Genomic DNA, 10231 nt, shown 5'->3' with positions numbered 1-10231 from the left:
CCCGAAGTGGGCGGCCAGCTGGGCAAACGTCTCGCCCTTGGCGAGCCACACCAGCAGCATCACGGCCTGCGCGTGCGAGGTCAGCTTCCGCCATGGGGAGCCGGTCTCACACCTTCGGGTGCCGATCAGGTCCTCCAGCCAGGAAACCAGCGCATCAGGTACATCGAGGGTGGCACGATAGGTGACCACGAAGCTCCTTGCTCCGGGCGACGGTTGGCACTATCGCAACGGGCAAGGAGCTTCGTGCGTCACGAACCCCGTCACCACCCGATCCGGGCAAGATCGGAAGAGCTCATTGAACGTCGTCACAAACGCTCATGATCACGGTGGCCGTTCCCGCACCCACAGCCACCCCGCTGACCTGCACGGACACCTCAACGATCACGACTTACAACTGCCGTGTCCGAGCACGCATCACGCCTGGAGCGGCAAGTGTTCGAGATGACGCCCGGCCCGGTGTCCGTTGTCGAGGGCCGCACAGACCGACCCGTTGTGTTCAGGTCAAGGTTGAGTGGGAATCAGCCCTACCGGTGGCCACATAGCTCACACGTGTTGCGCGTCGTGGTTTTGTGGAGATGCGCGGACGTAGCGTCCATTGCGCGTGCCCAGATGTAGATCCATCACTACGCAGAGGGGACATAGTGATCGGAAGACTGGCCCGCTCCCGCCCTGGCCGTGTTGCTGTCGGTATCGCCGCAATCGGCTTTCTGGCGGCTGGCTACGCATCACCTGCCGCAGGGCAGGAATCCGACAAGCCCTCCACCGTTGCAGCGGCTGGCTCGCTGATCGACCCCCCAAAGGATCCTGCTGCCTCCATAACCTCGGTCGAGGGTGTGCCCATCGCCCCCACGGCTACTACAGAAACTCGAGAGATAGCCGCGTCCTCAAGCCAAGCGGTGCAGACCACATCCAATCTCTGTGGGTCCGGCTACTACCTTCAGTATGCTGAGCGGCTTCCGGACGAACGCCGGTGGGGAACGCTGTACACCTATCAGCGAAACTACGAGCCGTTCGAAACCTGCGCGGTCTTCGACAACAATCTCGCAACACGCAAGTACATGAAGCTCAAGCTGTGCCCCAACAGTCTCTCCAAGCCGTGCAGCGTGGACGAGGGCTACTTCACTCAATACGCCGGGCCGGTACGTCTGAAGGATGGATGGTGCTCCCGGGTCTATGGGATCATGAAGGACTACAAGTCCTCCAGCACGGCTCTCATCGACCGCGCGTGGACCATTAGGTGCAATTGAGGACTTCGGAGCAATTCGTGCTTTCGTTCATAACTGGCCGCACACCAGCCGTCGTGCTCGTCTCGGCCCTTACACTCGGCGCTCTGTCCACCGGCTGCGGTGCACCGTCAGACGCTAAGGCAGACCGTTCGGTACAGCAGCCTGCAGCACTCCCCGAAACCACTCCTCCTACTCCGGCCGCGTCGCCATCACAGGAGGATCAGGACGAAGTGAGTAAGGAGCGGGCCCGACGAGAGGCGGTACCAGGCGCTGTTCCGGTCACGCCTGGCCCGGCGCAGGGCAGCGAAGGCTTCGGTGACCCTGTCGCGAAGCGAGGAGACGTGGCCGTCTTCTCTCCTGTGAGAAGCGGCGACGAGATCACAGTGCCCGTGAACATCACGAACACGGGCACCAAGCGGATGGTGTACCGCGTTGAGGTACGGGTGACCGGTGCGGGCGGTTTCGATGCCACGCGCTCCATGGAGACAGGCACGGTAGGTGTCTATCCGGGCGCGTCGTGGCCGACGGAGCTGACATTCACCGACCCCGGCAAGCTGGCTCCGGACAATCCCCAGGTCACCATTGTCAGGAGCAGCACCGAAGTACTCGGCTGACCACGGCCAGGACCACTCTGGCCCTGGCCGTGGCTGCGGCTCGCTGATGCCCGGTGCAGGACGTGTGACAGCCAGTGTCGAGGTAGGGGCCGCTCTGATCGGCGGCGCCGCCGCCATCGGGGGGACGCGGCTGGGGACAGCACGGGTGAGGGCTTCCTGTTGGACAACCCGCCAGTGCCGACACCCAACCCCTCCGTGCGGATCACCACTGACACGGTCGGGCTCGAGGAGAAGGAGCAGCTCGGCCCGCGCGTCGCGGACATATCCGACGCCAGTGTGACTGTGTACGCGCCGCAGCGGGCGGAAGAGGACGGCATGGTCGTCTTCCCTGTCCTGCTCACCAATCCCTATACGGAACCCCGCACTGTCACAGCGGTGGTCCAAGGTCACGGGGGACCTCGACCAGCTCTTTCTCCTCCTTGCGGCGATCTGCCTCTTCATTGGAGCCGTCGGTATCGCCAATACCACACTCATGGCAGTGCTGGAACGCACGAGTGAGATCGGGCTGCGGCGTGCGCTGGGAGCACGCGGTCGGCACATCACCACTCAGTTCCTCACGGAATCCGCGACCTTGGGGGCCCTGGGTGGCCTCGTTGGTACCTCCCTTGGCACGCTGACTGTTGTTGGAGTCGCGATCGCCCGGGACTGGACGCCCGTCATCCATTCCATGACGGTGACAACCGCGCCCGCCATCGGCCTGGCGACTGGTCTGCTGGCCAGCCTGTATCCGGCTTGGAGAGCTTTCCGCATCACGCCGGTAGAGGCGCTGCGCCGCTGAGCGTAAGGAGCGCGGCCGGCATGCGCCACGCACGTGGACTACCTCACGTCACGTAGAGAAGGAAAACCCATGCACGTCCTCAGGCGAACGACCGTCGCCGCCACTGTCATGCTCGCGGCAATCTCGCTCGGTGCCTGCGCCTCGTCCGGATCGGCCTCCGACTCGGCGAAGGATAGGGCCCCGATCGACCAAGCCAACTGGCCTGCGGAGGTGCCCACTTCCGGACTGGTCAAGGGCCTGGAGCTGCCGCTTGAGTCCTACCTGCCCTCCTACGCGGATCAGGTCGCCGTCGACACCGCGCTGCGCACCCTGCAGACGCGGTGCATGTCTGAGTACGGGCTGACCGTCGATCTGCCGCGTCCCGGCGCGAACCCGCCGCCCCACAGCAACGCCGTCTCGATCGAGCGGCGTTATGGCCTCAGCGACCGCGCACAGGCACAGAAGTACGGGTACGGGCTGCCGAAGGAGCTGACCCGGAGCCTCGAACCCGTCGAGGAGGGGCTTTCAGGCATCGAGGTGGAGATCCTGACCGGGCGAAAGAAGCCAGAGTTCGCCCCGCCCAAGGGTGCCAAGGACAGCGACGGCCATTTCGGCAGGGTCCCGGAGCCCGCGCGCGCCGAGCACAACGGAAAGAAGCTGCACGAGGGCGGCTGCGCCGGCTGGTCGAAGCGGCGGCTCAAGGTGAACGAGGAGGATGCGGGCTTTGTCTCCGGGCTCGCCTCGACAAGCCTCTCCGAGTCCCGGCCGCTGAAGCCGGTCGAGAAGGCTCTCAAGAGCTGGTCGGCCTGCATGAAGGACAAGGGCCGCAAGGCCGCCGATCCGTACCGGGCGATGGAGCAGGGCTACGCCGACGGCGACGGCACCACCAAGAACGCGATCGAGCTCGCGCTGGACGACATCGACTGCAAAGAGCAGACCCGTCTGATCGAGGTCTGGTTCAAGGAGGAGTCAGCCGTCCAGAAGCGGCTGATCGAGGAGAACAAGGACCAGCTTGCCGCCATCAAGAAGCGCATGGGCGAGGTCCTTGCGGCCGCGAAGGCAGTCAAGTAACCAAAGGGGTAACACAGTTGAGACAGATACGTATCCGCCTGCGCGTGCCGATCACCCTTGCGGTTACCACCGCGCTGGCGATACCGTTGAGCCTGCCCGCGCAGGCCGAGGAACCAAAGCCGCCCAAGGGCGCAGCGCAGGGGTGGAGCGACACCACCCAGCAGCAGAAGAAGCTCTCCCTGGAGCCCTCCGCGATCCCCGCGAAGGACCGCGCCGGCCTGCTCGGCAAGGGCTACGAGAAATCCGCGGACACCGCGGTCACCACGATCGGTGACGGCACCGGCTTCCACCTCCTTGTGGGCAAGGAGAAGGACGGCTACCAACTCCATACGGTGGCCAGTCTGTTCGAGGAAGGTTTCGCCTCGGACACCTGGGTCGGCAACCACTGCGTCACTGAGTCCGGCAAGTACGCGGCCGTCTCGTACGCGCCGCGGATGTTCACCAACAAGCCCGAGCTGATGGTGCGCGGTGCCTTCACCGCAGTGGTCGACCTGACCTCGGGTGAGGTCACCAAGCTGCCGTTCCAGTCGTCGCTCGCCTACTTCTCGCCCGGCTGCGGCCAGGGCGATCAGGCGGTGTTCACCCAGCTCACCCATGACGGTGACGACAAGCAGCAGACCCGTCTGATCACCGTCGACGCGGCCACCGGCAAGAAGTCGAAGCCGGTCACGCTCGCCGGCCAGATCACCTCGGCGATCCCCACCGACGCGGGCATCGTCGCCGCCCACGGCAACAAGCTGGTACGGATCAACGGCACGGCCGAGAAGACCCTGGCGTCCACCACCACGGTGCCGTTCCAGATCACCGCCGACGCCGACGGCGGTATCACCTTCATCGACCGCGAGTTGGACAAGAAGGCGTCCGACAAGCCGGCCGCCTGGGCCAAGCACTTGGACCGTACGAAGGTGAGGCAGGGCAAGAAGACCGAGCCCGTCACCGTCGCCTCCGGCGGGCTGCACGCCTGGGACCTGACCCGCTCGGCACGCGGCGAGGTGTTCGTCACCGGTGACGCCACGTCCAAGGCCCTGCCCAAGCGGGTGCACAACCCCGGCAAGCTCCCCAAGGGCGCGGCGATCTCCAGCCACGCCCAGGCGGCCCTGACCACCACCTGGTCCGATGGGAAGACCACCCTGGTCAACCCGGAGGACGCCGCCAAGCCGCGCCCCGCCCGTACGGCCCTGCGCATGCTGGACTCGGGCAAGTCCGTAACTCTCGACCTGCGCCCCGGCGCGCACCGCGTGGGCGACGAGGCACAGGGGCACGCCCTGTCCCCCGCTCTACCCACCGGCGGCCCGGTCGACTCCGGCCCGGACATGGGCAAGAAGAGCGCAGACGGCCTGTCCACGCAGACCGTCCGTACCCAGGCCCTCACCGCGCAGGCCGACAACCCGAGCGAGGGCACCGGGGAACGCTACTGCGCGGTGGCCCGCAACGACGTGAAGAAGCAGGCGTTCCAGCCCACTCCGCGCCAGGTCGAATGGGCCGTGGACCAGGCCGTCGTCGGCGAGCTGAACTTCTACCGGTCGCCGAACTGGAAGAACACCGGCACCGGCGGCTACCAGCCCCAGGGGCTGTTCCCGCCGACCGTGCTCGCCGGTGACCCCAACGGCACCCTCGACAACGAGGACCCGGACGTCACCGACAGGTGGCACATTCCCGCGCAGGTGATGCTCGGCATCACCGCGCAGGAGTCCAACATGTGGCAGGCCACCCGCTTCGCCGTGCCCGGTGTCACCGCCAACTCCCTGATCGGCAACTACTACGGTGTCGACTACGCCGCCTCGGGCGAGCAGCTCGACCCCTGGCGGATCAACTGGGCGGACGCCGACTGCGGTTACGGCATCACCCAGGCCACCGACGGTATGCGCCTGGCGGGCAAGACCAAGCCGGGCGAGACCGCTCTGTCGACGCTCGCGCAGGAAGCCGTCGCCCTCGACTACACGGCGAACATCGCCGCCGGTGTGCGGATCCTGTCCGAGAAGTGGAACCAGACCTACAACGCCGGAATGAAGATCAACGGCGGCCACCCCAAGTGGATCGAGAACTGGTTCTTCGCCCTGTGGGCGTACAACTCCGGCTTCTACAACACCGCGGACTCCCAGGGCCACTGGGGCGTCGGCTGGACCAACAACCCGGCCAACCCGCTGTGGAAGGCCAACCGCGTCCCCTTCCTGCAGAACGCCACCAACCCCGCCGGGGACGACTACAGCCACGCCGCGCACCCGCAGGACTGGCCGTACCAGGAGAAGGTGATCGGCTGGGCGGCGCGCCCGATCTCGGCGATGTTCGCGCCCGGCGACTTCCAGGCCGGCTACCGCGCCGCGTGGTGGACCACCAACGCGGACCGATCCAACGCCAAGCCGCCGGTTGACCTGTTCTGCAACGGGTCGAACTACTGCGACCCGTCCAAGATCGGCGACAACGACTCCAACGACCAGGGCATGGGCGCCTGCACCGCCGACTCGGGCGACAGCGACACCAACCCGCACTGGCTGCACTGCTGGTGGCACGAGGAGATCTCCAAGGAGCAGTGGAAGGACTGTGAACGGCTCGCCGAATGCGGAAACGGTGTGCACCGCTTCACCACGTCCTACGGCGAGCAGGCGGATGCCGGCTCGTACCCGCCGAACTGCTCCATCGGGTCCCTGCCCTCGCACACCCTGGTGGTCGACGACCTGCCCGACGGCACCATCCCCGCGGGAGTCGACACCAGCCGCGGCTGCGGAGCGGTGAAGTCGAGCGGCACGTTCAGCCTCAGCTACGTGCCGTGGGACACTCAGATGGATCTCACCCACGACGGTACGGACAACCCGACCACTGTCACCACGTATCCGGGGAAGATCGACACGCACCAGATCGGCGCGGGCTACGGCAACCACTTCTGGTTCACGCACACCCGCTCGCCGGAGTCCTACCCGGCCAACGCGAACCGTATGAAGGTCACCGGCATCTGGAAGCTGAACGCTCCGCTGACCAACACGACCCGCCAGGCGAAGATCTTCGCGCACATCCCCGACCACGGGGCGCAGACCACCAACGCCGTCTACCGGATCCAGACCCCGACCGGGGAACGGACCACCTCTATCTCCCAGAAGTCGAACCAGTCCAACAAGTGGGTCAGCCTCGGCGCCTACACCTTCGGCGACCAGATCCCCGAAGTGCGTCTCGACAACTTCAACGGCGGCTCCGGAGACGCCGACATCGCCTTCGACGCCATCGCTTTCGTGCCAGGAACCTTCAACGGCATGAAGCTCACCGGCAGCATGACGGCCGACCCGACCGCTCCGGAGCCGGCGCCGGTCGAGCCGAACGAGGACATCACCGACGGCCTCTTCTCCGCGGCCGGCAGCTCCTCGGCAAACACTGCCACGGCGGCGCCGATGGCGATGGCCGCCACGAGCACCGCGTCATGCTCGACGGTCAACCACTCCCTCAGCCGCAAGCGCACCACCGCCTGTATCCACAGCGACTACGGGATGACGGAGTACTCGAACACCGTCCCGGTCGGAAGCGCGGCTTTCGACCTCTACATCACGTACTACCTCGACCCGAAGAGTGCCGAGTTCTCGCAGGTCACCACGATCCGGCTGAAGTCGATGGACGGTACGGTGAACACCGCCACCTTCGACTACGCGGCCAAGTGCCGCGGTTACTGCGACGTCACCAGCGTCGACTGGAACGGGTCGAAGACCTTCGCCAAGGGCGACAGGCTCCTGCGGACCGTCACTACGCGGTTCAAGTGGACGCCCAGCGGCACCACCAAGAACACGATCACCCCGTACTTGTCTCTCGGCGGTAAGGTCAACAGCACCTCGGTCGTGAATCCGTCCGAATTCGAGAGCGCCAAGCTGGCCATCCGCTGCGACTCCGAGGTCTCCAACGCGGGTACCGGCTGTGTGTTCTCCGGCTACAAGCCGACGTATGTCATGAACTCCAAGAAGTTCCCCGGGGCCGCGGCACACATCGACATGATGTGGCGCAAGACCAACATCAAGTGGGGTCAGCGCAGCAGCGGCAAGCCGCTCACCTACCTCGGCAATAAGAAGGTGCCCGGCAGTACCCGCCTCCAGAAGACCGTCAACCGGGAGAAGATCTGCACGAAAAGCTCCACGAACTTCATCGAATACGACGTTCCCGGAGACCCCTACCAGGGCACTGGGCTCTTCAGCGACCTGTGGACCGCCGATGCGGGAACCGCGAAGACGGACTCCATCACCTGCGACGAGTTCTCCTTCGCCAACTCTTTCCAGAGCGCGGGCAACAAGACTGGCCCGAACCCAGTCAGTACCAATGGCAGCGGGTGTGTGCAGACTTACCTTAAGCGCAACTCCGACGGCACCATGAGCCTTCACCTGCGGCCTGACTACCCGGACCCGGTCTGGAACGAGCCCTGCGGCCGGTCCAGCATGTCGAGGTGGCAGAATACCCAATCCATGCAGCCCTTCGGCGGATTCATCCGTGAACAGCGGCTGATGGAAGACGACGACTACTGGGTCGACATCGACGGGTTCACCCCCTGACAGAACCCCACACAGGGAAGGCCCCCACGGGAACATCCGTGGGGGCCTTCCTCTTGTGCCTCAGTGGAGGGTGACGCAGCCATCTTGGATCCGCTGACTGGTTTCCTCCGGACCAAGGATTCGCTCCAGATCCTCAAGAACCGATGCGAAGAATTCCGACAGATCCGGGAAGAGATCCATGGTCTCTACGTCGCCGTCACTCCACTGCCCCACCGAACCTGTCTCCGCGTCGATGAAGAAGCCATACATCTCACCACACGCATAAGACTCGGCGGCGAAAGGGATCCACTCCTTCCTCCAATAGCCCTCATCCTCGCTCGGACCAGGCATCATCTGATGATGCAGCCGCTCGATACTCGACAGAGGCAGCAGCGCCCATCCGCCGACGAGGAACTCGCCTTCCGGGCAGGAGCCCGTCAGGCCGTTCGACCCATCGAGCCGGGTGACGGTCCCGTTGTTGACCTTCAGATAGGCACGAAGATCCTCCGGGAACCGAACACCTATCTTCTCCTCGACAGCGGCGATCTCCTCCTCGCTCGCCGCATCCCCCAGAGCACGGTGACTGACCGGGGCATACTCGCGCAGCCAGGACACAACACGCTGCCACGACTCACCTATATCACTCGGCACGCAGACCTCCATCAAAAATCTACTGATCACGCTGGGACATTCGCGCGGCAGGGAAGATCCTGCCCCTGCGTCACAAGCAAATTCCAGCGCAACAGCCAGTTCACGCCCACACCGCACCCTCTGCTGTCTATGCTGACATAGCCAGGAATGTAGGTGGGAGCCCGTGTCGTCGAGGACGTTGGCGCAGACAGGCCGGTGGTGCAGGGGTGCGCTGGTGTAGTACGTTCAGCCGTGGCTGCCCAGGTGCGATCACGTCGTACAGCTCAGGAGGAGGCGCTGTTCGACGGCACCGTGCGTTACGGGGTACTAGGAGCCTTCGAAGAAGTTGCCGCTGTCGACGATCAGGCTGTTTGCTGCGCGCACGGTGGAGTGCGGTGGCCAGGCCGGGGGGCCGTCTAAGAGGTCGTTTTCTCCCGTTGTTTCATCCCGGGATCTGCGGTTGGTGTGGCTTTGTGGGGTCGCGCCAAGACGCCGGTGAGGCGGCGGGCCATCAGGTCGGTCATGGCGAGGTGGATCATGGCTTCGGAGCGGGCGGGCAGGGTTTCGTAGTCGCGGGCCAAGCGGCGGTGGAGCATCAGCCACCCGTAGGTCCGCTCCACCGTCCAGCGCTTTGGCAGCGGGGTGAAACCCCTGGTCCTGGGGTTGCGTTGGACGATTTCCATGTCGATACCGAGGGCGGCCGCGTGCTCGACGAGGTGTCGGCGGTAGCCGCCGTCGACCCAGGTCTTGCGGACGGCGGGATGCTCTGCGGCGACTTGTTCGATGAGGATCCGGCCGGCGTCGGAGTCCTGCACGCTCGCCGCGGTGACCAGCACCGCCAGCAGCAGCCCGAGGGTGTCGGTGACGATGCTCCGCTTGCGTCCCACGATCTTCTTCGCCGCGTCCGTGCCCTGTCCGGCGGCCGGCACGCTGGCGGAGGTCTTCACGCTCTGCGCGTCGATGACACACGCCGAGGGCTGGGCGTTGAGGCCCTCCTTTTGGCGCACCAACTCCCGCAGCAATCCGTTGAGCTGGACGAACACACCGTCCTTCTGCCACTTGGCGAAGTAGCCGTAGACGGTTTCCCAGGGCGGGAAGTCGTGCGGCAGGTAGCGCCACTGCACTCCGGTGCGGTCCACGTACAGGATCGCGTTCATGATCTCGCGCAGCTCGTGCTCGGGCGGGCGCCCGATGTTCAGCGCACGTCGGCGCCGCTCGGTCCGCCAGGCGCTCAGCACCGGCTCGACCAGTTCCCAGCGGGCATCGGACAGATCACTCGGATACGCACGACGTTCGGCCATGACTCGGGCATACCGCCGCTCGGGGGCGTGCGCCCAGGCGTGCAGTGCGACCGGCAGGAGCACACTCTGCCGGCGTCTTGGGATGAGACAGGCGCAAGCCGCATTCCGCCTCAGCTGTCACCCCACCCAGCGT

At 65.4% G+C, this 10231-nt stretch carries 6 protein-coding genes and 2 pseudogenes; 5 read left to right on the top strand and 3 right to left on the bottom strand.

From position 1 onward, the window contains the following. Positions 1–189 (bottom strand): annotated as a pseudogene (locus FVS66_RS35330) (IS5/IS1182 family transposase); the annotation flags it as partial. Between the two features lie 452 nt (positions 190–641). Between FVS66_RS35330 and FVS66_RS32625 the strand changes: the two are divergent. The 5 genes and pseudogenes from FVS66_RS32625 to FVS66_RS32605 all read left to right on the top strand — a co-directional run bounded on the left by FVS66_RS32625 (position 642) and on the right by FVS66_RS32605 (position 8188). Further along, positions 642–1247 (top strand): hypothetical protein, encoded by a 606-nt coding sequence (locus tag FVS66_RS32625; RefSeq protein WP_149184866.1) that lies wholly within the window; start codon positions 642–644, stop codon positions 1245–1247. A gap of 368 nt (positions 1248–1615) precedes the next feature. Next, complete coding sequence (locus FVS66_RS36960; RefSeq protein ID WP_222947008.1) at positions 1616–1840, top strand: hypothetical protein; 225 nt, start codon at positions 1616–1618, stop codon at positions 1838–1840. A gap of 382 nt (positions 1841–2222) precedes the next feature. Next, a pseudogene (locus tag FVS66_RS32615) lies at positions 2223–2618 on the top strand (ABC transporter permease); the annotation flags it as partial. A 69-nt stretch (positions 2619–2687) separates the two neighbouring features. Then, positions 2688–3668, top strand: coding sequence for a hypothetical protein (locus FVS66_RS32610; protein WP_262387337.1), 981 nt, complete (start codon positions 2688–2690; stop codon positions 3666–3668). Positions 3669–3685: 17 nt separating this feature from the next. Further along, positions 3686–8188: a hypothetical protein gene (locus FVS66_RS32605; RefSeq protein WP_262387336.1), complete on the top strand. Its 4503-nt coding sequence runs from the start codon at positions 3686–3688 to the stop codon at positions 8186–8188. A gap of 60 nt (positions 8189–8248) precedes the next feature. Here the strand turns inward: FVS66_RS32605 and FVS66_RS32600 are convergent, their stop codons facing one another. Further along, positions 8249–8848, bottom strand: a complete 600-nt coding sequence (locus FVS66_RS32600) for an SMI1/KNR4 family protein (protein WP_262387335.1) — start codon at positions 8846–8848, stop codon at positions 8249–8251. A gap of 365 nt (positions 8849–9213) precedes the next feature. Continuing rightward, positions 9214–10098 carry an IS5 family transposase gene (locus FVS66_RS32595; RefSeq protein ID WP_262387334.1) on the bottom strand — a complete coding sequence of 295 codons (885 nt, stop codon included), beginning with the start codon at positions 10096–10098 and terminating at the stop codon, positions 9214–9216. Positions 10099–10231 lie beyond the last annotated feature (133 nt).

Origin of the sequence: Streptomyces sp. TRM49041, from assembly GCF_008271805.1 — a bacterium.
In the GTDB taxonomy this organism is placed as follows: Bacteria; Actinomycetota; Actinomycetes; order Streptomycetales; family Streptomycetaceae; genus Streptomyces.
Note: the sequence above shows the minus strand (reverse complement) of the source record. Positions and strands in the feature narration are given on the sequence as shown.